This window comes from Tautonia sp. JC769 (assembly GCF_040717455.1).
GTDB lineage: Bacteria > Planctomycetota > Planctomycetia > Isosphaerales > Isosphaeraceae > Tautonia.
In genome coordinates this window covers 69,680-91,141 of sequence record NZ_JBFEFH010000009.1, presented here as the reverse complement: position 1 = coordinate 91,141, position 21,462 = coordinate 69,680, and the positions used below count along the sequence as shown (strand labels likewise).

The following is a 21,462-nucleotide window of genomic DNA, read 5'->3' as shown; positions in this document are numbered from 1 at the left end:
TCATGACTCGCAATAATGTGACCTGTCTGATTCTGGGGGGCGGCCGAGGCACCCGGCTCTTTCCGCTGACCGCCTTGCGGAGCAAGCCTGCCGTGCCGATCGCCGGCAAGTACCGGCTGATCGACATCCCCATCTCCAACTGCATCTATTCCGGCCTGAACCGGATGTACGTGCTGACGCAGTTCAACTCGCTGAGCTTGCATCGACACATTACGAACACTTACAAGTTCGACGGCTTCGGCGGCGGCTTCGTCGAGATCCTGGCCGCCCAGCAGACGATGGAGAACCAGGAGTGGTACCAGGGGACGGCCGACGCGGTCCGCCAGAACCTCGACCTGCTCAAGGACGAGCTGAGCGACCTGGTCCTGATCCTCTCCGGGGACCAGCTCTACCGGATGAATTTCCAGGAGATGATCCGCCTGCACCACGAGACGAAGTCGGTGGCCACCATCGCCGCCCTGCCGGTCGACGAGCAGGAGGCGACCGCCTGCGGCATCATGCAGATCCAGCCCGACGGCCAGGTGCACAACTTCCTCGAGAAGCCGAAGACCCGAGACGCGCTCGACTCGGTCCGCACCGACCCGAAGTGGCTGGAAGGCCAGGGGATTCGGGCCGGCAACCGCTCGTACCTGGCGAGCATGGGCATCTACCTCTTCAACCGTGAGGTGCTCGTCGACCTGCTCAACCGCATGGACGTGGACGACTTCGGCAAGGGGGTCTTCCCCGCCGCCATCGCCGACCCCGACATGAGGGTCCAGATCTATCCCTTCGACGGCTACTGGGAGGACATCGGCACCATCGGCGCCTTCCACAAGGCGAACATCGACCTGACCCGAGTGGACGCCCCGTTCGACTTCGCGGCCGACAACAAGACGATCTTCACCCGCCCGCGCTTCATGGCCCCCTCGAAGGTCAACGGGGCGACCCTGACCCGCTGCCTGATCGCCGACGGCGCGGCCATCGGCAAGGGGACGGTGCTGGAGCACTCGATCGTCGGCCTCCGGACCCAGATCGGCGAGAATGTGACCATCCGCAACTCCTACGTCATGGGGGCCGACGTCTTCGAAGGCCAGCGCGGCATCCAGAAGAACCAGGAGGAAGGGCGGCCGAACATCGGCGTGGGTGACGACTCGATCATCGAGGATGCGATCATCGACAAGAACGCCCGGGTCGGCCGGGGGGTCCGCATCCGCAAGCAACCGAGGGACCAGGAGGTCGACCGCGAGGGCCTGTACTATGTTCGAGACGGGATCGTGGTCGTGCCCAAGTTCGCCGTGATCCCCGACGGGACCGAGATCTGAGTCGCTGGCGTCCGATCGGGCCGGGCCGAACCGCCTCAACCCGGGCCGACCCGCGTTGTGCCGGGCGGCGGGTTTGGTAAGATCGACCGCCGCTCAATGTTTCGACCAGCCCCGGGCCGCCGCCCGTTCCTGACGTCCAGGAATGCCCGAGACGGCGGCCCGGCAACTCGCCGCCGAGGAGGGCCCGTGGCCACCGGAACCACCACGACCGGCGAAGACCGGATCGGCAACTATCGGATCGTCCGGGTCCTCCAGATGGGCCAGAACTCCGTGATCATGGAGGTCGTCCAGGAGGGCTCGGGCCGCCGCTTCGCCCTGAAGGAGTTGCTCGAGAGCCGATCGGGCGACCCGGCCGAGCGGAAGGCCCTGGCCTTCGAGGCCAAGCTCGGCCTGATGTTCACCCACCCGAACCTGATCCGGGTCCACGAGTTCGTCAACGCCAAGCCCTCGCCCTACTTCGTCATGGACTACTTCCCGGGCATGACGCTCCGCCTGGTCATCGGGAAGCCGCAGGACTACTCGCTGCCGGCCGGCCGGCCCCACTCGGTGCTCCGTCAATCGGCCGAGGCGCTGGCCTACATGCACGAGCAAGGCTGGGCCCACCGCGACGTCAAGCCCGAGAACATCCTCATCAACCGGTCGGGCGAGGTCCGGGTCATCGACTACGCCCTGGCCAAGAAGATCCCCTCCGGACTGGGCAAGATCTTTTCCGGAAAGCCTCCCAGGGAAGGGACTTACAGCTACATCTCGCCCGACGTCATCCGCCGGCTCCCCCCCTCGGCCGCGGCCGACATCTACAGCTTCGGGATCACCTGCTACGAGCTGGCGACCGGCCGGCAGCCCTTCCGGGCCAACTCGCCGATGGAGCTGCTCAACAAGCACATGAAGGAGAAGCCGGTCCCGCCGATCGCCCACAACAAGAACGTGACGAAAGAATTCTCCGATCTGGTCTTGAAGATGATCGCCAAAAAACCCGACGATCGTCTCAAGGATTTGCGGGAGTTCCTGGCCGCGTTCAACCGGATCCGGATCCTCAAGGACGACCCCGACCCCATGGCCGACCGCTACTCCATGTGATCGCCCGGCAATCCCGCATCGCAATCGCCTCGGGACCCGACCCGAACCCAATCGAACCGACCCCAGACACGACCCCGCCGGCCCCCCCCGGCGAACGGCCCGCGCCAGGAGGAGGCGGCCGACCATGCCCCCCGCCACCAACCCGAACACCAATACCCAGGCCCCCAATCAGTACCGCCTGCCCTTCGAGGCCCCCATCTTCGAGATGGAGGCCCGGCTCGCCGAGCTCGAGGCCCGGCAATCGCAGGGGGACGGCTCCGGGCTGACCGACCAGATTCGCACCATCCGGCGCGAGCTGATCGGCCTGAAGCGGGCGATCTTCGCCAACCTGACCCCCTGGGAGACGGTCCAGGTGTCCCGGCACCAGCTCCGGCCCCAGTCGCGCGATTACCTGGAGCTGATCTTCGACCAGTTCCTGGAGATCCACGGCGACCGGGCCGTCGGCGACGACCCGGCCATGGTCACCGGCTTCGCCCACCTCGGCGAGAAGAAGCTGATGTTCATCGGCCACCAGAAGGGCCGGGACCTGGCCGAGCGGACCGCCTGCAACTTCGGCTGCGCCCACCCGGAAGGCTACCGCAAGGCCTTGCGGGCCATGAAGTTGGCCGAGCGGCACCGCTTGCCGATCGTCTGCCTGATCGACACGCCCGGCGCCTATCCCGGCATCCAGGCCGAGGAGCGCGGGCAGGCGGCCATCATCGCCGAGAACCTGATGGCGATGAGCCAGATCGACACGCCGATCGTCTGCGTCGTCATCGGCGAGGGGGGCTCCGGGGGCGCCCTGGGCATCGGCATCGGCGACCGCGTGGGGATGATGGAGCACTCGTATTACTCCGTCATCAGCCCCGAAGGCTGCGCCACGATCCTCTGGAAGACCGCCGAGCGGAAGGACCGGGCCGCCGAGGCGTTGAAGATGACCGGGCGCGACCTCTTGCGGTTCGGGATCATCGACGAGGTGGTCGAGGAACCCCCCGGCGGCGCCCACCGCGACCCCCGGGGGGCCGCCGTCGCCCTGAAGGGGTTCCTGACCCGGTCGCTCCGCAAGATCGCCGAGATCCCCCGCGAGGAGCTGCTGGAACACCGCTACCAGAAGTTCCGCCGCATCGGGGAGTTCTTCGAGGAGGGGCCCGAGCCGGCCGTCGCTGACCCCGAGGCCGAGCCCGACGCCGACAGGACCGAGGAGCCGGGGGGTCCCGCTCAGGCGACTCCGCCCCCCTCGGCGGTCAACGGCGCCTCCGTCCACCACCCGCCGACCTCGCCCTGAGCCGAGGTCGCACGGTCCCGGTGCGCGTCCGGTGCGCCATGCGGTGCGCGTCCGATGCGCCGGACGCGGTGCACGGAACCGAAAGCGAGGCCGAGCGTTCGGGCGATTCTGACCGTTCGTTTCGGGAAATCGCCCGGGGCCATCCCGGGGGAAGTCTCCGGTCGGCCGGACCGGCGGCCGATGATCGGCTCCCGGTCGGGCAGGGGACGCTCGCTCCGACCGGCTCGACCGGTTCTCCACAACGGGTCGGCTTCGGGGCGATCGCCGGGAGTGCTCGCCCCAAGGGCCGGTGCGCCGCTGGTGCGCCGTCGGGTGCGCCGTCGGGTGCGCCGCCGGTGCGCCGGGGAGAAATAGCGTAACTGCTTGTCAAAGAACGGATTCTGCAAGTCGACGAGGGTTCGTTTCGGGAATCGAGGGTGGAATTCGGGGGCGAGGGCGGGCAGGGGGAGGATCGTCCGACGATCTGGGGAAGCCCTCCATGTCGGGGAGCAATCGAGGCGTTACGCCGTCGTCCTTAAAGATCAGGAAAATGGGGAGGCCCAAGCACAGAAATCGGGAATTCGCCCAAGAATCGCGGAATCCGGGCGCAGGAGGCAGGATCGCCCCCCGAGGATGGAGCGTGGCGAGCGAGCGGCCAGGGAGTACGGACTCCTCCCGAAGGCTCGCCCGGCGGCACGGCCGCGGTGGGCGAGCGACGGCGATTCGAGGGAAGGCGGCGGGCGGAGGAGGGGCCGGAGCGGGATTCGGGGGCGCGGGCGGGCAGGCCACCTTCGCCCGCGAAATCGCGAACTAGAGTTCTCGAAGACCGAGGCCGAATGGCCCGGACGCGTTGCCCTTGCAGGGCCGACCCTTCGGGCCGATCTCCTGATGGCATCGGGGGATCGGTCCGCAGGGTCGGCCCTCGCGGGAGGCCCCGGACCCGGGCGATTCGGCGCGATTCCCGGTCGCCCTGGCGTGGATCATCCGATGCGGTTTTGCGCCGGACGCAGCCGGCGTCCTCGCCGGTGTGCGGGGAAAGCGGATGGGCCGAGGCGACGGGGGATCTGCGAGGCACTCGATTGGAGCCGCGGAGAGGGTGAGCGCGACGTGTCCCGGTCAGTCAGTCGGTCGGTCGACCGGCATCCCGATCGCGCTCATCCGACTGCTCGCCTCGGGCTGACTCGAGGAGGAGCGAGGGCAGGGCCGGGCGAGTCCTGGGAGCGGCGGATGCGGAGGGCGGGCGGCGTCTTCTCCTCGCAGTGCGTGCGGGGATCGGGCAGGAGAGCGCGGGCGAGGTCCCCGGGCGGGGCCGGGGCTGCACGGGCAGCACGGCGCATCTCGCGAGGGGTCTTGGAGTTGAGCACACATGGCTGAGCGTCTGAGTCGTGACCAAGAACCTGAGGTCTTTGATCGGCTGCAACGGCTCGCCCTGCACGAGCGTCGTCGCCGCTGGGACAGCACCCGCAACGCCCTGGCGGCCGGCACCGGCGACCTGGACGAGAAGGCCCAGAACCCGTCGATGCCGTCGGAGATGCTCATCGAGCGGTTCGAATGGATCGAATGCCAGATGACCATGCTGGCCAAGGAGTTGAGGCGGGTCGAGCACCGCTCGAAGATGATCGCCCTGCGGGCCAGGATCGCGGTCGTGCTCGGCCTGGTGACGGCGATCGCCTGCATGGGGCTCTGGAGCGGGACCCTGCACGCCTGGTTCATGAGCTGGCCGGAATGACCGCGTCACCGGGGGTGCAGGGCGAGGACGCGGGCCAGGCTGTCGGCCTCGACCGGCTTGGTCAGGAAGAGGTCGAAGCGGTCGTCCTGCTCCAGGGGGACCTGTCCCGGTCGCTGGCCGGGGCTGAAGCCGGTGAGCGCGACGATCAGGGGGCGCGCCGGGCCGGATGAGTCGAGGATGCGCTGGGCCACGTCCCGGCCGTTGAGGTCCGGCAGGCCGAGGTCGAGCAGGATCAGGTCGGGGCGCATGGTCTCGGCCTCGGCCAGGGCCGAGGCGCCGTCGAAGGCCACGCGGACCTCGTGCCCATCCTGTTCGAGCAGGAGGGCGAGCAGCCGGGCGGCGTCGCGCTCGTCGTCGACCACGAGGATGCGCCGGGGGGATGAGGCCGAATCCGGGCCGCCCTGGGCGGCGGGGTCGGCGGCGAGCCCTTGGCCGGTCGCGGCGGGGCGCGGGGCGATCGGCAGGCGAATGGTGAAGGTGCTCCCCTTGCCGTTGCCGTCGCTCTGGGCGGAGATGGTGCCGCCGTGGCGTTCGACCAGGTTGCGCACCAGGGCCAGGCCGATCCCGAGTCCCCGGCCGTTGTGCTCCGGGGCCTGGGCGAACAGGTCGAACAGGTGGGGGAGGAATTCGGGGGCGATGCCCGAGCCGTTGTCCCGGACCTGGATCACGGCCTGGTCCTGCGACCGATCGGCGACGACCTCGATCAGGCCGCCCGGGTCGGTGTACTTGGCCGAGTTGGTGATGAGGTTGACGATCACCTGCTCCAGGCGGGTCGGATCGGCGTCGATGGTGATCGGGTCGGCCGGGAGCGACAGGGTCAGGCGGTGCCGGGACTCGTCGACCAGGGAGCGGCTCGAGGAGACGGCCGAGGTGATGACCTCGGACAGCGAGACCAGGGAGCGCCGGATCTCCAGGTCGCCCCGGGTGACGCGGGCCACGTCGAGCATGTCGTCCATCAACCGGGTCATGGTCAGGACGCCCCGGTTGATCCCCTCGACCGCGTCGGAGAGGTCGCCCGACGAGGGCTGGCAGAGCTTGGCCAGTTGCAGGCCGACGGCGATGGTGCCGAGCGGGTTGCGCAGCTCGTGGCCGAGCACGCCGAGGAACTCGTTGAGCCGCTGGTGGGCCTGCTGCAACTGCACGGCCTGGTGGTCGACGTAGGCGACCACGGCCTGAGCGATCGCATCATCGATGTGGACACCGATGGACACAACCTGATCGAACGAGGGGTCGTGTCCGAGCGTCTGTTGCAGATGTTCGAGGATCACGATGCGGAGCAACTGGTAGTCGACCACGACATCCTGCAGCTCCCAGCCGTCTTTCCAGCGGAACCGCCCGTGCTTGTTGGCCTCGTCGAGGGGGGTGTCGTCGTCGCCGGCCAGGTCGTCGCCGAGGGCGACGAGGAACTCGGGCAGGTGGTCGCGCAGCTCCTCCCGGTGGGCGCCGGGCCGGCCGTGCCCCTGGGCGATGGCCCGCTCGGCCCAGGTGTCGAGCATCGCCTCGGCGTCTCGTCGGAGGATCGCGCCGAGATCGGCATGGGTTCGATCTCGGATCACACGCGTGGAGGGGGTCATCAAGTCACGGACCTCGTCGAGAAGGAGGGGGAATCCTCCAGGAGGCGATCAGCACAGGCACGAATGAGGACGAGCAGAACGCAGAACGTCGTGGTGTCGCGAGGATCGTCCACACGCAGATCCGAGCGACCGGAGACCGCCACAAGCCCGCGGATTTCACCGTGGCGGCACGAGGCATGGCAACGACGTATCATACCCCCATCGGTGAGCCTTTGTGAATCCCTTCTGGGCGTCTTGCGGAGCGATTGCAACGCCCTGTCGGTGGCGTATTCCCGATCGGGCGGTGCGGCCGAGGGCGGCCGTCGGGCGTTCGAAGCCGACCCCGGGCGCCTCCGGGGTTCGGCGTCGCGTCCCCGGGGGCCCGACGGGGGCCGGGGGGCCGAGGCCAGGCCCGGGGGGCGCCCCGGATCTGACGTGCCCCCCCTTCCCGACACGGGGCCGGACCTGAGAGAATGGGCGTCGAGCCGCGGCCGCCCGCGGCGCGGGGCGTCACCACGAACTCACCGCCAAGGAGTGGACCCGAACGATGACTCTGGGACGAAGGATGGCCCTGATCGGGCTGCTGACGATCATGACGACGGCTTCTCGATCCCCGGCCGACGAGGGGATGTGGGTGTTCAACAACCTGCCGCTCGACCAGTTGAAGGAGACGTACGGCTTCGAGCCGACGGAGGAGTGGATCACCCGCCTCCGGTCGTCGGCCGTGCGCTTCAACAACGGCGGCTCCGGCTCGTTCGTCTCGGCCGACGGCCTGGTGATGACCAACCACCACGTCGCCGCCGACACGCTCCAGAAGCTGAGCACGGCGGAGAACGACTACTACCGCGTCGGCTTCCTCGCCGGGTCGCGCGAGGCGGAGCTTCCCGCCCCGGACCTCGAGCTGAACGTGACGGTGGCGATCGAGGACGTCACCGACCGGGTCAATGCCGCCGTGACGGAGTCGATGTCGGACGCCGAGGCCGCCGCGGCCCGCCGATCGGCCATGGCGGGCATCGAGCAGGAGGCGTCGGAGGCGAACGGCCTGCGCAACGACGTCGTCACCCTGTACCAGGGGGGGCAGTATCATCTTTACACCTACAAGAAGTACACGGACGTCCGGCTCGTCTTCGCCCCCGAGTTCGACGCGGCCTTCTTCGGCGGGGACGAGGACAACTTCGAATACCCCCGCTACTGCCTCGACGTGGCCTTCGTCAGGGCGTACGAGGACGGCGAACCGGCCCGGCCCGGGCATTACCTGAGCTGGAGCGCGGACGGGTCGGAAGAGGGGGACCTGATCTTCGTCGCGGGGCACCCAGGCCGGACGAGCCGGTTGAACACGGTGGCGCACCTGGAATACTTCCGGGATACCGGCTTCCCGTTCCTGCTGGACCTGATCCGCAACCGCGAGGCGTCGCTCGCCGCCTTCAGCCGGCGGGGCGAGGAGGAGGCGAGGCAGGCGAAGGAAGACCTGTTCGGCTACCAGAACAGCCGCAAGGCCCGCCTGGGAGGCTACCAGGGCTTGCGCGATGAGAACTTCATGCGTCGCAAGCGGGAGGCCGAGCGGGCGCTGCGCGACCGGGTCGCCTCGGACCCGGAATCGGCCAGGGCGTACGGGGATGCCTGGGAGAAGATCGCCGCGTCCCGGGGCGTCGCGGCCGGGCACCTGGCGGCGTACAACATGCTGGAGCGGGGCCAGGCGTTCGAGTCTCGGCTCTTCCAGATCGCCCGGACCCTCGTCCGCCTGGCCGACGAGCAGGAGAAGCCGAACGAGGACCGCCTGCGCGAGTACCGCGAGACGGCCCTGCCGTCGCTGTTCCTCGGGCTCTACTCCGAGGCGCCGATCTACCCGGAATACGAGATCTTCCGGCTGAGCAACGCCCTGGAATACTGGCGCGACACCGTCGGCGCGGACGACCCGGTGGTTCGGCGCGTGCTGGGAGATCGCGAGCCGGAAGAGGTGGCGCGCGGCCTGGTCGGAGGGACCAAGCTGGGGGACGTGAAGGTCCGCAAGACAATCGCCAAGGGGGGCTCGGAGGCGATCGCCGCCGGCGACGATCCGATGCTCGCCCTGGCGGCGGCGGTCGACCCCGAGTCTCGGGCCGTGCGGAAGATCTGGGAAGACGAGGTCGAGGGGGTCGAGTCGGCCCAGTACGCCCGGATCGCCAGGGCGCTGTTCGAGAGCCTCGGCGACGCGGTCTATCCCGATGCCACCTTCACGCTCCGCCTGGCGTTCGGCACCGTGGCCGGCTGGGAAGAAGACGGGGAGACGATCCCGCCCTACACCCGGGTCGAGGGCCTGTTCGAGAAGGCCGAGGCGAAGGGGAATGTCGAGCCGTACCGCGTGCCCGAGTCGTGGGTCGAGGCGAAGGACTCGGGGCGGCTTGATCTGTCGACGCCGATGAACTTCGTCTCGACGGCCGACATCATCGGCGGCAATTCGGGCAGCCCGGTCGTCGACCGCGAGGGGAAGGTCGTCGGCCTGATCTTCGACGGGAATATCCACTCGTTGATCCTGGACTTCGGCTACGACGACACGCTCGCCCGGGCCGTCTCGGTCGATTCCCGGGCCATCGCCGAGGCGTTGAAGTCGGTCTACCAGGCCGATGCCCTGCTGAACGAACTGACCGGCGGCGAGTGATCGCCGGGCCTGGCGTTCTGGACGAGGTCCCCCTCTCCCCGCTCGCGACACGTCCGCGGGGAGAGGGAGGGGGATCTGACGCGCACGATGCCCGTAACGGGTTCATGGGGTCGAGGCAGCGCCGGGCCGGGTCGCGGCGGAGTGGCGATCGCGCCGGATCAGGAGGCCACCGAGGGCGATCAGCACCAGGCCCGAGGCGAGGAAGACGAGATCCCAGACCGACGGGCCGAGCGATTCGACCACGTGGTGAACGTGCAACAGATGATGGTCGATCACCCCCTCGACCAGATTAAAGAGGCCCCAGCCGAAGGCAAGCGACCCGAGGAAGGTGCGGGTCGACCAGGGGACCTCCGGACGTTGGCCGGCCCGCCAGAGCAGGGCGATGCCCAGTGCGGTCATCGTCCATGTCAGGGCATGGAACAATCCATCCCAGAACATATTGATTTCGGAATTGACGAGGTTCACGACGGGCCGTCGCGCCGAGAGCATGTTGTGCAGTTGAAGGATCTGGTGAAAGAGAATCCCGTCGACGAATCCGCCCATGCCGATCCCGAGCAACGTCCCCGCCGCGATCAGGGGCCTGCGGTTTCGGGCCGAGGTCATGAGCGTGCTCCCGAGGTTCGGGCGTCGTTGGCCGCCGAAGGAGAGGTCTGGGGGCCGACGTCCTGACCCTCACACGGGCCCTTGCCCCCGCCGTGAATGGCCGCGACCACCCCAAGAAAGATGGCGAAGGGGAACAGGGTGGCGACCAGGTTGGAGCCGAAGGTCTCGTCGAAAATGCCGGCCCGGACCTGCTGGCCAAGCGGTTCGTTGCAGACCGGACAGGCATGGACGGCGTTGAATGTTGCGGTGAGGGCACAGAAGACCCCGGACAGGACGATCGTTCGCATCATGATCGCGCCTCGATCAGCATTCAAACATGCGGCCGGGCGATTCCGGCCGGGTCAGACCCCGTTGGCGAGCATCATGAGTGTGCAAGTTGCGCACCGGCTTCGCGAGCCTCGCGGGACGGCAGGACAGGTCGGGCGGCGATCGCGTCTGGGGGCGATCAGGGGGGGCTGTCCGCCTGGTCCGCCGGCAAGGCGGGCGGGTCGATGGGCGGTCGGCTCGCCCGGAAGGGGCGTCTCGACTGGCAGTACTCGCGGGCGGCGGGCACGGCGATGGCTTCCAGCTCGGGGTAGCGCAGGGCGGTCAGGTGGCCGCCGAAGACGCAACCGGTGTCGATGTTGACCGATGCTCGAATCCACTCCGGCTCGGGGACGGGCGTGTGACCGTAGACGACCAGCGCTCGGCCGTGGTAGTCCCTCGCCCACTTCAGGCGTACGGGGAGGCCGTACTGATCGACCTCGCCGGTGGTCTCGCCATAGAGCGCGAAGCCGCGGACGCCCGGGGCGTCTCGGCCGTGCATCGGTTTGGGCAGGCCGGCATGGGCGACGACGAGCCGCCCGCGATCGAGCACATAATGGTGCGACATGGTGCCGAAGAAGTCGGTCAGGGCGTCGACGGTCGTCTCCCGAATCCCCCAGGGAAGCAGCTCGATCTCGGCCAGGGTCTGCTCCAGGCCGTGGGCGACCCGGACGTTCCGGCCGCGGAGCTTGCGCAAAAGCTTGTCGTCGTGATTGCCCACCACGCAGAGGCCCGACCCGTGGGCGACCATGTTCCGGACGATCCGGACCGTGTCCAGGATGCGGGGCCCGCGATCGACCAGGTCGCCCACGAAGGCGGCGACCCGACCCTCCGGGTGGGCGTAGACGGGGCCGGGCCAGGCCGGTTCGCTCGATTGCGAGGCGGCCTCGTAGCCGAGCCGGTCGAGCAGTTGCTCCAGCTCGTCGGCGCAGCCGTGCACGTCGCCGATCAGGTCGAACGGCCCCCGATCGCCCCGGCGGTCGCTGGGCAGGGGGACCCGGTTGATGGCCACGGACTCAATGTCGTGAGCGCTCGAGAACGTGACGATGCGGTCGAACCCCTCGCGAGGGAGGTCGGCGATCGACCGCGAGAGCTGCGAGCGGTGGCGGTGGACGACATCCGCCTCGATCCGCCGATCGGTCCGCGCCTGGGCGCGATCGAGCAGGAGGGACTCGGGCAGGTCGAAGACCAGGGCGATCGGCTCGACGTGATGGATCCGGGCCAGGCGGACCAGGGCCGACCGGGTCGACGCGCGGACGTTCGTGGCGTCGACGACGGTCAGCCGCCCCCGGGCCAGGCGGCGGTCGACGATCAGGTGGAGCAGGTCGAAGGCGTCGGCCGTGGCGAGTTGGTTGTTCGGGTCGTCGGAGACGATCGCCCGGCACTCGTCGGACGAGACGATCTCGGTCGGCCGGAAGTGGCGGCGGGCGAAGGTGCTCTTGCCCGAGCCGGTCGGGCCGACCAGGACGACGAGGCAACGTCTCGGAATCGTCAGGATCACGGCAACGTCCTGCTCAAATCGACGCATGATCGGCCCGGCTCGGCGCTTGACGAGGCCGCGCCGGGAGGTTCTCATGAAGGCTTCGGACCCTCCCATTGTTTCGCGGAAGCTCTCTGGAGTCCAACACGATGCGATCGTTCCAGCGCCGAGATTTCCTCCAGGCGTCGGCCGCCAGCCTGGCCGCCCTGACCGCCTCGAACGCCTCACGAGCCTCGGCCGAGCCCCGCACGGCCCCTCGGCGCACCAGCGCGAACGACTCGCTGAACGTCGCCGTCGTGGGGGTCCGGGGCCGGGGGATGGACCACGTCCGGGGGTTCCTGAACCTGAAGGACGACGGCGTGCGCGTGACGACCGTCTGCGACGTCGACGAGAACGTCGTCGGCAACGCGATGAAGGCGATCGAGACGGCCAGCGGGTCGGCCCCGTCGCTGGTGAAGGACGTCCGCGAGGTGCTCGACGACCCGGCGATCGACATCATCTCCGTCGCCACGCCGAACCACTGGCACAGCCTCATGGGCATCTGGGCCTGCCAGGCCGGCAAGGATGCTTATGTCGAGAAGCCGGTCAGCCACAATGTGTATGAGGGCCGGAAGCTGGTCGAGGCGGCCCGGAAGTACGACCGGATCGTCCAGTGCGGGACCCAGTGCCGCAGCCACAAGGGGATCCAGGACGCGATGCAGTTCCTCCGCGACGGGGGGATCGGCAAGGTCTACATGGCCAAGGGGCTCTGCTACAAGCCCCGCGGGTCGATCGGCCACGGCTCGCTGCAGCCGGTGCCGGAAGGGCTCGACTACGACCTCTGGACCGGCCCGGCCGAGTTCCACAAGCCCGGCGACCCGAGCGTCTACAACCCGAACATCCTGCACTACAACTGGCACTGGGTCTGGAACACCGGCAACGGCGATCTGGGCAACCAGGGGATCCACCAGATGGACCTGGCCCGCTGGGGGATCGGCAAGAACGAGTTCCCGAGGACCGTCATGTCGGCCGGCGGGCGCTACGGGTACGAGGACGACGGCGAGACGGCCAACACCCAGACCGTCAACTTCGAGTATGACGACGTCTTGCTGCAATTCGAGGTGCGCGGCCTGCCCACCAACGACGAGCAGGGTGTGAAGGTCGGCGACATCTTCTACGGCACCGAGGGGATCCTGACCCTCGACAGCTACACCACCTGGCAGACCTTCTTCGGCCACAAGATGGAGCCGGGCCCGAAGGGCACGGGCGGCGGCGACCACTACGCCAACTTCATCGAGGCCGTCCGCACCCGAGACCGCTCGATCCTGAACGCCGAGATCGAGGAAGGCCACCTGTCGAGCGCCTTCTGCCACCTGGGCAACATCGCCCTAAGGCTGGGCCGGAAGCTGCACATCGACGTCGAGAACGAGGCGTTCCTCGACGATCCCGAGGCCAACGCGATGCTGACGCGCGAGTACCGCGCACCGTACGTCGTGCCCGATCAGGTCTGATCGACCGACGGTTCCGATCGCGGAGTCAAACAACGGGATTTCAGGTCATGATGGCCTGAAATCCCGTTTGTGTTGTCCGGCTAGCCGACCTTGGGGAGCATCCGGCGGACGACCGACGGCACGATCGGCACATGACGGGCCACCCGCCGAAGTTGTCGGGCGACGGTCAGGCTGGTGGCGCCCAGGTCCTCGTAGCGAGAAAGCCGAGCAAGGGCCTCGTCTCGCTCACGACGCAGAACGTCAAGCTGTTGCAAGTGCTCAAACGGAACATAATCGTCGAGCACATTAACCGGTGCTTGAAAGTGTGAAAGCCAGTTGCGATCTTCAAGGCGGACATAGTAACGATTCAGGCCGTCGAAGGCGGCGGGGAGGTAGTCGGCGGCCAGGAGGATCGGCTCCCAGGTCTCGGGCCGGATGGTGGCCTCGATCACGAGGACCCGAGGACGCCACCGGCGCCAGTCGGCCCCCCGGATGACGGCGAGTTCATGCCCCTCGACGTCGATCTTGAGGAAGTCGATGGTCCGGTCGCCCACGTGACGCTCGCAGAGGGTCGCGAGGGTGATGACCTCCACCATCCGTTCGACATACGAGTAACCGTGCAACTTCAGTCCGGCGGCGAAGTTCACGTCGAGCGTGGACATGCCGAGCGAGTCGCTCGGCTCGTGCAGGGTCATCGTCCCCTCGTGATCGGAGATGGCGAGGGAGAGGTTCACGTCGTTCGGGCGCTCGGCCCGGAGCATCTCCCAGACCCGCGCGACCGGCTCGACGTTGACCCCCGTCCAGCCGCGATCGGAGAAATGCCGGGTGACCGAATGCAAGGTGGGGTGATTGGCCCCCACATCGACATAAAAGCCCCGGTCAGTGTCGGGGAAGACGCGACGGAGGAGGACGTCTTCCGCATTTTGCGCGTAGGAGATCATGGGCATGGGACGCGCTCGGGGGTTGAGGACCGGGGCGGGGCAGCGGTGACGGAATCGGTTCGGGAGGGACCGCGCGGCGGCGATCCCCGGAGGGGCTCACTCCAGGCCCAGGCGTGACGCCGCGCCCAGGCCGAGCGGAGCAGCTCCCACTTCCGCTCGGCGAGTGCGTCCCAATCGAACACGGCCCGGAGTCGCGGCCGATCCGAGCATGCCCGGGCGATGCTCGTGGCAGGCTGACTCAGGAGCCGATCCACGACCTGCAAGGTCCCCTCGTGGTCGTCGAGCGGGCAGAAATGCGCCCCGGGGCAGTCGGCGAAGAGGCTCTCGGTCGTCTCCAGGCGGCCCAGGAGCACGGGGGTCCCGCTGGCGAGGGCTTCGAGGATGGGCAGGCCGAACGCCTCCACATCGGACAGCAAAAGGAGTGCGCGGCTCGACCGATACGCGGCCCGCAACTCCGCCTCGCCGACATAACCCTTCAGCTCGACGAACGGGCGCAGGGCAGGCGGGATGCGGTCGGCCGACGCCTCGCTCCGATTGCCGATCACGACGAGCCGGTATTCGGGCCAGCGGGCCAGGACGTGCTCGAACACCCGGATGACGCGATCGAAGCGTTTCCGGATCTCCGCCAGATCCCCGACGAAGAGCAGTTGCGGGGGGCGATCCGTCGGCCCGGGCCCGAACGCCTCGAAGTCGCAGCCGAGCGGCACGGCCACGGCATTGACCTGTCCGGGGGCGATGCGCCGCAAGGCCCGGCATTCGGCGGGCGAATCGGCCAGCACCAGGTCGGCCCGCTCGATCACGCGGCGGTGGGTGGCGGCGACGTTCGCTTCTTGCTCGGGGGTCATGGGGACCGTCCAGAGCGGCTGATCGTGGGGCGTGTAGCAGAGCGTCGTCCGGTCGTCGAGGTGTTCCAGGACCGCTCGGCCGGTCGCGGCGTTGGCGAAGCCGATCAGTTCGACGGCGTCCCATCGCGAGGATCGGATCACTTCAGGCAAGCACTCGTTAACCGGTTCGACGCAATCCGGTTCGAACCGGTGGGGACCGATCAGCAGGGGGATGTCCAGCGGGGCGGCGAACTCCCAGACGCGGCGCAGGGACCGGGGGTCGCGGTCATCCATCGCGAAGGCGAACTCCACCCGATCATGCAGCCGCCTCGCCAGCTCGAAAATCGCCCGGCCGATGCCGGAGTACATCTGGTTCGTGGTGGGGATGGCGATGAGGACCCGGAGGCGATCACGAGGCACCGGCCCTCGGCCCGTGCAGATGGCCGCGGCCTCGTTGGGCCCTGCGGGACGGACCGCGTCACCGGGCGACTGCGCACCAGACAAGAGCAAGGGCTGAGCCATGGTCGGACGGCCGGGGATCAAGAAGTGATTCGGTTCATCACACGAGCCGGAGCTCACGCCAGGTCACGATCATCGCCCGATGCGGGGACCGTGTCACGCGACGCCGGGTGCCCGCTGACGGAGCCGACATGGGGCGAGGGGTGTCCCGTGGCCGGGTCGATGCGACAACCGGGCGCGGCGACCGCTCGTCGCGGGTGGTCCGGGCATCCCTCCCGGGCGAGATGGTCCTCGATGGTTGCCAGTCGACGAGACATGGCAACCGCGTCCCAGCGAAACGCATCGGACGTCGCCGAGCGTCGGCTCAGGGCCTCGACCTGGGCGTGCAGGTGGTCGATCTGCCCCTGGAGGTCGCGATACAAGGCCTCCTGGTGGAAGAACATGGGGCGAAGGAGCCTGCGCACCAGGCGACGGGCCAGGCCGAGCACGCGCTTCGGTCCCTTCGCATCGGTGATGCCCGCGTTGTAAAAGGCGAAGTCTCGCACGGGGGATCGGGCCTCCTGGGCGGGGACCATGGGAAGACTGGGAATGCGACACGCCTCGCGAAACGGCGGAGGGACTGGTCGACCACCTACGCCGCCTCGGCCACCAGCGACTCCGCCAGCCCCTCGGCAAGCCGAGCGAGCCGAACGGCGTCAGCCGGGCTGCCGGGAGTCGACACGGGGGCCGCATGGGTGGCATCGGTGAGCAATTGCTCAAGGCGGGGCGCCAGGACATCGACATGGAAATCACGCCAGGTCGAGGCCCGGGCACGCTCGGCGACGGCCTCGGCATCGATCCGTCGCTCCAGCACGTCGAGGAACACCCGGGCGATCGCGGGTGCGGTCGGTGCGACCTTCAGGCAGTGGACCCCGTGAACCAGCCACTCGGCCAGGCCGCAGCTCTGCGAGATCACCGGCAGGCAACCCCCGTGGGCCGCGGCCTCGATCGGCCCGATGCCGAACGGTTCCCGCTCCCAGGTGGGGAAGGCGAACATCTCGTAGTCGCGGTATCGACGGATCAGCGATTGATGGTCGAGCGGACCGAGGAACCGGACGCGGTCATCGACACCATGTTGCTGCACCAGGGCGGGGTAGTGGTTCTCATCGACGTCGGCGATGGCCCCGATCAGATCCAGCTCGACCGACCAGCCTTGCTCGCGGACGAGGCCGACCGCCTCGATCAACAGGTCGATCCCCTTGTAGGGGGTCAAGCGTCCTGCCGACACCACCTTGAGCGGGCCGTTCCGCACCGATCGGCGGGGGAGGGGGGCGGCTTGGCCGTCGATCCAGTAGGGGAGCAGTTCCACCCGGCCGTTGAGCGGCACCCCCTGGCCTTCGATCTCGGCGACCAGCCGGGAGCTGACGGCGAGGAACGTCCCCCGCATCTCGGCCCCGAAGCGATCGGCCAGCGCGGGAACCACCTTGCCCCAGACCGAGCAGCAGTACGACGGCACCGAGTCGCCCAGTTGCCAGGCCCAGGGCACCCCCAGGTGGTTGAGCGCGGCCATCAGTCCGAGCCCGCCCAGGCCCGTCAGATTATGAACATAGGCGACATCGGGCCGAAAGCGGGCGACGGTCTCGGCCAGCACCTGAACGTTGGCGGCGTTGATCAGCCGCGACTGCACGTCCATCACCCGCTGGACCACGGCGGGCCGGCGGTTCATGGCGTGCTGGTTCCAGATGTCGGTGATCGCGAACGCCCGGCGGACGCCCTCCTGCGGCTCGACATACGAGCGGCCCGCCGCGGTGAGGACGAGCACCTCATGGCCGAGGCGCCGCAGGGCCTCGACGGCCTGGGCACAGGCGACCTCGTAACCGCCGACGACCTCGGGAGGGTAGAAGTTCGAAAGGACGAGGATCTTCATGACACCCGCTCCTCCCGCGATGCCTGGGGCGTGAGCAGTTCGTCGTACAGGGCGGCGAGCTTGGCGCCGGCGACGGTGAGATCGAAGGCCCGAAGGACCTCGCGCCGGGCCTCCTGGCCCACCTGGGCGACCGTCTCCGGCTCGTTCGCCAGGCGGCGGAGCAGGGCGGTCAGCTCGTCGGGGGTGTCGAACAGATAGCCGCTCTGATAGGGCTTGATGAATTCGGGCATGGCCGCCACGCGGGAGGCGACGGGCACGGCCTCGCAGCTCATGGCCTCCAGCAGGGTCAAGCCCATCAGCTCGGGGGCCCGGTAGCGGCGGTTGTAGCAATCGACGTAGACCGACGGGAGGACGTTGCACCAGGCCCTCGCGTACAGGTCTCGGACGGCGGCATCGTCGGCGTCGGTGACGAAGGTCACGTCCTTGCCGGCGGACAGGCGGCGGAGCAGGGCGAAGTAGTCGGGGTCGTACGGCCGCCCGCAGACGGTCAGGGGAAGCTCGGGGGGCAGGGCGGCGATCAGGCGGTCGATCCCCTTGTGGGCGAGCAATCGGCCGACGTACAGGACCCGGTCGCGCGGGGGGCGCGGCTCGGGGGGGGCGAATCGGGCCGCATCCACGCCGCCCCGGATCACGACCACGGGGGTCGGCGTGCGGAAGAGCGAGGCCCCGAACGAGGAATAGGCGACGATCCGATCGGCCAGCTCCAGGCTGCCGAGCGACGCGCCGAGCCAGCTCGAATGGCCGCCGTGGTCGGAGGCGCAGGTGGGCTTGCGCTGCTGCCGTGCGGAGAGGAGGCCGAACTCGCCGGAGCGGCTGAAGGCCATGTGGACATGAACGAGGTCCGCCTCGGCGATCGCGGCCGGCAGGTCCCACGAGACGGCGTCGAGCGGGTTGTCGGGGCGCCGGGCGACCGGGAGCACGCGGAGGCTCACGCCGGGGCGGAGCTCGCGACGGGCCGGGGCCACTCCGTAGGAGATGAGGTCAACCTCGTAGCGCCCGCCGGTGGCTTCCACCAGTCCGGCGGCCATGTTGGTCGCGTAGCGCTCGCCGCCGCCGAGGCACGAGGCCTCATCGAAGTAGAGCGGCGTCAGGAAGGCGACCTTCCGTGTCGCGTGGGCCATCGCGCGGCGGTCCCTCTGCGCGGTGGGGGTGGATTCAAGAGTCGTTCCGGGACGATCCGGGGCGGTGGCGGCGAGCGGCTCGGGCTCGCCGCGCAGGAGAGCCCGGAAGGCTAGCCGACCGTCGAGGGGGTTCTATCCGGATCGGTCGAGTCGGTCAAGCCGGATCGCTGGGCGTCCTCGGGTCCGGGGTCGCCGCCGTTCGCCCCCACCTCGGGGGCGGTGGAGAACTGGCGGACCTTCTCCATCTCGCAGAGCCGCTGCACGATGTCCATGTGGACCTTCAGGGGGGATTGCGAGGCATTGATCTCGTAGATGATCGACGGGTCGTAGAACTGGAGGGTCTTGAAGGTCTCGTCGTGGTAGACCTGGAGCCGGCGCTGCACGACCTCCTCGTTGATGTCGTCGAGCCGGTTCTCGCGGAGGGCCCGGGCGGCGAGGCGGTCCCTGGCCTTGTCGATGTCGGAGATCATCAGGTGGAAGATCTGGATGACGTCGAGGACGTCGTCGAGCATCCCGGCCTGCTCGAAGTTGCGCGGCAGGCCGTCGAGGACCAGGGTGGTGCAGCCGGGGGTGACTTCCTCCTGGAGCAGGAGAATCTGGAGGTGACGTTTCCAGATGCGGATGGTCAAATCGTCTGGCACGAGCAATCCGCGAGAGGTGTAGGACACGACCTCTCGGCCCAGGTCGCCGTGCTTCGGGAGTTTCCGGAACAGGTCGCCGCTGGAAATATGCACGACCCCGGGCAGGTGGCCGAGCACGACGCCTTGCGTTCCCTTGCCGCTGCCCGGCATGCCGAAGAGGAGGATGGTCCGGAACTTGTCGGGCAGGGCCATGAGACGACCTCAAGCGATCGGGAACGCGGCGGGCGAGGGAAGGGATCGGCAAGGCGTCGAAGCCCATCGTGCGTGCCACACGCCCGACGAGGAACCCCGGATGCGCGAGGCCGGGGTTCTGGCCGTCGTCGGGTGCTCGCCGACCCGGGGAAAATTCACCTCAAAGTTTACACCATCTGACCGAGAAACCCAACCGTCATGACCACCGGTTCCCCCTCGATGCCTGCCACGCGGATCTTGCTGCTTCGCCACGCGATGACCGCCGCCCCCGACCGGTTCCACGGGGCCGAGTCCGACATCGGCCTCGGCCCTCAGGGGTTCGAACAGGCCCGGGCCGCCGCCGAGGCCATCGCCCGGTTGCGGCCCGACGCGGTGTACAGCTCGGGCATGACGCGGGCCCGCGAGACGGCCGGGCCGATCGCCCGGTCGTGCGGGGTGACGCTGGGGATCGTCCCCGAGCTTCACGAACGACGGATGGGCTCGATGTCGAACGCGACGATCGCCGAGGTCCGCGCCGAGGTCGATACGTTCATCAAACGATGGGGCGAGGGGGACCTGGATGCCGCCCACCCCGGGGGCGAATCGTACCGGGAGCTGCGCGATCGGGTGGTGCCGCCGTTCCGGGAGTTGGCCGATCGGCACCGGGGCGAGACGGTCGTCGTCGTGCTGCATGGCGTGGTGATTCGCGTGCTGATTACCTCACTGTTTGAAGCATTTTCCCCGGCCGACTATCACCGCATCGCGATCCGTCACGTCGCGGTGAACGACCTCCGCCATGATGACCGGGGGTGGACGATCGCCGCATTGGATCGCGAAGCTGGGGCACTCGAGAACCCCGGTCGGCGGTGATTCCGGTTGCGCGGCCGGAGGTGCGAGCCGCGCGACGGCGATCGCCCGATCGATTCAGCGACCGGCGGCCTTGTCGATGTCGTCCCAGCTCAGGTTCGAGAAGAGTTCCCTGGCCGACTCGCCGACGAGCTTGCTGCTCTCGACCAGAGGCTTCGTGGCCGCATCCGGAGCAGGGGCCTGGGCGACCGGAACCGAGGCCAGCATGGCATCCAACTGCCGGTAAATTTCCTTCTGCCGATCCGTCTTGGCCCGCCCGAAGCGCAGGTTGTAGGCGTGCATGAACCCGACCAGGTCAACCATCGACCCGTGCTCATACGACTGGATCATCCGGTAAACGGCCCCGCCTTCGGGGTCGTCGAGCAAGCGGATCATGCCGGCGAGGGTCCGGAGGAACTGGTCGGCGTCGTCGGCGCCGACCACGGGGAAGCCTTTCTGTTCCCCCTTGAGCACGGACCGGAGCGCGTTCAGGGCGTCGTCGAGTTCCGATCGGGTCGCGTCGGAGAGGGAGCCGGAGAGGTCCTCGGCCAGGGCGGCGGTGATGGCCTTCGAGAACGCCCGGCGCGGCTCATCGAACTCCTCCTGACGCAGGAGCGGGGGCCAGCCGTCCTCCTGGGTCAGCACGGCCAGGCAGGCGGTGATCGGTTCCGAGGCGTTTTCGAAAGGAATGTCGCGCAGGACTTCGGCCTCGAGTGGGATGGAGGCCAGGGCGTCGTGCGTGCCATCGGCCGGGAAATCAAGGATACGATCGACGGCTTGATTGAGCAGGATGCCGGCCTCGACCATCCCCTCGCGGGTCAGGATCGCGGTCTCCACGGCCTGGCGATCGCGCCGCTGGGCGTCTCGAGTCTCCTGGGCCTTGCGGGCCTCGGAGATCGCCTGGTTCCACTTGGCGTACGCCTCGGCCCGGAGCTTGCTCGCCTCGGCCGCCTTGACCTGATAATCGGCCTGAGCCCGCATGTAGTAGCCGCTTCCCCGAAGATAATCGGCCCCTGGGTCCCGTCCTCCCGTGCCGAAACCGCCCCAACCGCCGCGCATCATGGCGCCGGGATAGAGCTGGGCAGCCACCGGGCTGGAACACAGGACCACGAGCGCCAGGGCGCCGAAACCTCTCACGAGCGACATGCTTGCTCTCC

At 68.6% G+C, this 21,462-nt stretch carries 18 protein-coding genes; 7 read left to right on the top strand and 11 right to left on the bottom strand.

What is annotated here, in order from left to right:
* Nucleotides 1–2: 2 nt before the first annotated feature.
* The 4 genes from AB1L88_RS11460 to AB1L88_RS11445 all read left to right on the top strand — a co-directional run bounded on the left by AB1L88_RS11460 (nt 3) and on the right by AB1L88_RS11445 (nt 5,350).
* Nucleotides 3–1,301 carry a glucose-1-phosphate adenylyltransferase gene (locus AB1L88_RS11460; protein ID WP_367096795.1) on the top strand — a complete coding sequence of 433 codons (1,299 nt, stop codon included), beginning with the start codon at nt 3–5 and terminating at the stop codon, nt 1,299–1,301.
* Between the two features lie 186 nt (nt 1,302–1,487).
* Nucleotides 1,488–2,378 carry a serine/threonine-protein kinase gene (locus AB1L88_RS11455; RefSeq protein ID WP_367096794.1) on the top strand — a complete coding sequence of 297 codons (891 nt, stop codon included), beginning with the start codon at nt 1,488–1,490 and terminating at the stop codon, nt 2,376–2,378.
* 124 nt (nt 2,379–2,502) lie between these two features.
* Nucleotides 2,503–3,642 (top strand): acetyl-CoA carboxylase carboxyltransferase subunit alpha, encoded by a 1,140-nt coding sequence (locus tag AB1L88_RS11450; protein ID WP_367096793.1) that lies wholly within the window; start codon nt 2,503–2,505, stop codon nt 3,640–3,642.
* A 1,345-nt stretch (nt 3,643–4,987) separates the two neighbouring features.
* A complete protein-coding gene (locus AB1L88_RS11445; RefSeq protein ID WP_367096792.1) occupies nt 4,988–5,350 on the top strand; it encodes a hypothetical protein in 363 nt (120 codons plus the stop codon).
* 5 nt (nt 5,351–5,355) lie between these two features.
* Here the strand turns inward: AB1L88_RS11445 and AB1L88_RS11440 are convergent, their stop codons facing one another.
* Nucleotides 5,356–6,924 (bottom strand): hybrid sensor histidine kinase/response regulator, encoded by a 1,569-nt coding sequence (locus AB1L88_RS11440; protein ID WP_367096791.1) that lies wholly within the window; start codon nt 6,922–6,924, stop codon nt 5,356–5,358.
* Between the two features lie 526 nt (nt 6,925–7,450).
* Between AB1L88_RS11440 and AB1L88_RS11435 the strand changes: the two genes are divergently transcribed.
* Entirely contained in the window at nt 7,451–9,541 is a 2,091-nt protein-coding gene (locus AB1L88_RS11435) for a S46 family peptidase (protein ID WP_367096790.1), read from the top strand.
* Between the two features lie 102 nt (nt 9,542–9,643).
* Here the strand turns inward: AB1L88_RS11435 and AB1L88_RS11430 are convergent, their stop codons facing one another.
* The 3 genes from AB1L88_RS11430 to AB1L88_RS11420 form a co-directional block, all read right to left on the bottom strand.
* A complete protein-coding gene (locus tag AB1L88_RS11430; protein ID WP_367096789.1) occupies nt 9,644–10,144 on the bottom strand; it encodes a DUF2243 domain-containing protein in 501 nt (166 codons plus the stop codon).
* Nucleotides 10,141–10,434, bottom strand: coding sequence for a hypothetical protein (locus tag AB1L88_RS11425; RefSeq protein WP_367096788.1), 294 nt, complete (start codon nt 10,432–10,434; stop codon nt 10,141–10,143). The genes AB1L88_RS11430 and AB1L88_RS11425 overlap by 4 nt, the downstream gene beginning before the upstream one ends.
* 155 nt (nt 10,435–10,589) lie before the next feature.
* On the bottom strand, nt 10,590–11,975 hold the full coding sequence (locus AB1L88_RS11420) for an AAA family ATPase (RefSeq protein ID WP_367096787.1): 1,386 nt from the start codon (nt 11,973–11,975) through the stop codon (nt 10,590–10,592).
* Nucleotides 11,976–12,076: 101 nt separating this feature from the next.
* Here AB1L88_RS11420 and AB1L88_RS11415 point away from each other — a divergent pair, with 101 nt between their 5' ends.
* Entirely contained in the window at nt 12,077–13,417 is a 1,341-nt protein-coding gene (locus AB1L88_RS11415; RefSeq protein WP_367096786.1) for a Gfo/Idh/MocA family oxidoreductase, read from the top strand.
* Between the two features lie 80 nt (nt 13,418–13,497).
* Here AB1L88_RS11415 and AB1L88_RS11410 read toward each other — a convergent pair whose 3' ends face one another.
* The 6 genes from AB1L88_RS11410 to AB1L88_RS11385 all read right to left on the bottom strand — a co-directional run bounded on the left by AB1L88_RS11410 (nt 13,498) and on the right by AB1L88_RS11385 (nt 19,480).
* The gene (locus AB1L88_RS11410) at nt 13,498–14,343 is read right to left on the bottom strand and encodes an FkbM family methyltransferase (RefSeq protein WP_367096785.1); all 846 of its coding nucleotides are present in this window, start codon (nt 14,341–14,343) and stop codon (nt 13,498–13,500) included.
* Nucleotides 14,334–15,581: a glycosyltransferase family 4 protein gene (locus AB1L88_RS11405; RefSeq protein ID WP_367096784.1), complete on the bottom strand. Its 1,248-nt coding sequence runs from the start codon at nt 15,579–15,581 to the stop codon at nt 14,334–14,336. The genes AB1L88_RS11410 and AB1L88_RS11405 overlap by 10 nt, the downstream gene beginning before the upstream one ends.
* A 155-nt stretch (nt 15,582–15,736) precedes the next feature.
* Nucleotides 15,737–16,165, bottom strand: a complete 429-nt coding sequence (locus AB1L88_RS11400; RefSeq protein ID WP_367096783.1) for a hypothetical protein — start codon at nt 16,163–16,165, stop codon at nt 15,737–15,739.
* A gap of 86 nt (nt 16,166–16,251) precedes the next feature.
* Complete coding sequence (locus AB1L88_RS11395; RefSeq protein ID WP_367096782.1) at nt 16,252–17,526, bottom strand: glycosyltransferase family 4 protein; 1,275 nt, start codon at nt 17,524–17,526, stop codon at nt 16,252–16,254.
* Nucleotides 17,523–18,647 carry a glycosyltransferase family 4 protein gene (locus AB1L88_RS11390; protein ID WP_367096781.1) on the bottom strand — a complete coding sequence of 375 codons (1,125 nt, stop codon included), beginning with the start codon at nt 18,645–18,647 and terminating at the stop codon, nt 17,523–17,525. The genes AB1L88_RS11395 and AB1L88_RS11390 overlap by 4 nt, the downstream gene beginning before the upstream one ends.
* Nucleotides 18,648–18,757: 110 nt before the next feature.
* Nucleotides 18,758–19,480 carry a nucleoside monophosphate kinase gene (locus AB1L88_RS11385; protein ID WP_367096780.1) on the bottom strand — a complete coding sequence of 241 codons (723 nt, stop codon included), beginning with the start codon at nt 19,478–19,480 and terminating at the stop codon, nt 18,758–18,760.
* Between the two features lie 198 nt (nt 19,481–19,678).
* Between AB1L88_RS11385 and AB1L88_RS11380 the strand changes: the two genes are divergently transcribed.
* Nucleotides 19,679–20,329: a histidine phosphatase family protein gene (locus tag AB1L88_RS11380; protein ID WP_367096779.1), complete on the top strand. Its 651-nt coding sequence runs from the start codon at nt 19,679–19,681 to the stop codon at nt 20,327–20,329.
* Nucleotides 20,330–20,383: 54 nt separating this feature from the next.
* Here the strand turns inward: AB1L88_RS11380 and AB1L88_RS11375 are convergent, their stop codons facing one another.
* The gene (locus AB1L88_RS11375) at nt 20,384–21,451 is read right to left on the bottom strand and encodes a hypothetical protein (RefSeq protein ID WP_367096778.1); all 1,068 of its coding nucleotides are present in this window, start codon (nt 21,449–21,451) and stop codon (nt 20,384–20,386) included.
* Between the last annotated feature and the right edge of the window lie 11 nt (nt 21,452–21,462).

Coding starts and splice junctions, on each gene's coding strand:
- AB1L88_RS11415 (WP_367096786.1), top strand. CDS start 12,077: ATGCGATCGTTCCAGCGCCGAGATTTCCTCCAGGCGTCGGCCGCCAGC.
- AB1L88_RS11430 (WP_367096789.1), bottom strand. CDS start 10,144: ATGACCTCGGCCCGAAACCGCAGGCCCCTGATCGCGGCGGGGACGTTG.
- AB1L88_RS11460 (WP_367096795.1), top strand. CDS start 3: ATGACTCGCAATAATGTGACCTGTCTGATTCTGGGGGGCGGCCGAGGC.
- AB1L88_RS11435 (WP_367096790.1), top strand. CDS start 7,451: ATGACTCTGGGACGAAGGATGGCCCTGATCGGGCTGCTGACGATCATG.
- AB1L88_RS11410 (WP_367096785.1), bottom strand. CDS start 14,343: ATGCCCATGATCTCCTACGCGCAAAATGCGGAAGACGTCCTCCTCCGT.
- AB1L88_RS11420 (WP_367096787.1), bottom strand. CDS start 11,975: ATGCGTCGATTTGAGCAGGACGTTGCCGTGATCCTGACGATTCCGAGA.
- AB1L88_RS11390 (WP_367096781.1), bottom strand. CDS start 18,647: ATGGCCCACGCGACACGGAAGGTCGCCTTCCTGACGCCGCTCTACTTC.
- AB1L88_RS11425 (WP_367096788.1), bottom strand. CDS start 10,434: ATGATGCGAACGATCGTCCTGTCCGGGGTCTTCTGTGCCCTCACCGCA.
- AB1L88_RS11395 (WP_367096782.1), bottom strand. CDS start 17,526: ATGAAGATCCTCGTCCTTTCGAACTTCTACCCTCCCGAGGTCGTCGGC.
- AB1L88_RS11445 (WP_367096792.1), top strand. CDS start 4,988: ATGGCTGAGCGTCTGAGTCGTGACCAAGAACCTGAGGTCTTTGATCGG.
- AB1L88_RS11385 (WP_367096780.1), bottom strand. CDS start 19,480: ATGGCCCTGCCCGACAAGTTCCGGACCATCCTCCTCTTCGGCATGCCG.
- AB1L88_RS11440 (WP_367096791.1), bottom strand. CDS start 6,924: ATGACCCCCTCCACGCGTGTGATCCGAGATCGAACCCATGCCGATCTC.
- AB1L88_RS11375 (WP_367096778.1), bottom strand. CDS start 21,451: ATGTCGCTCGTGAGAGGTTTCGGCGCCCTGGCGCTCGTGGTCCTGTGT.
- AB1L88_RS11380 (WP_367096779.1), top strand. CDS start 19,679: ATGACCACCGGTTCCCCCTCGATGCCTGCCACGCGGATCTTGCTGCTT.
- AB1L88_RS11450 (WP_367096793.1), top strand. CDS start 2,503: ATGCCCCCCGCCACCAACCCGAACACCAATACCCAGGCCCCCAATCAG.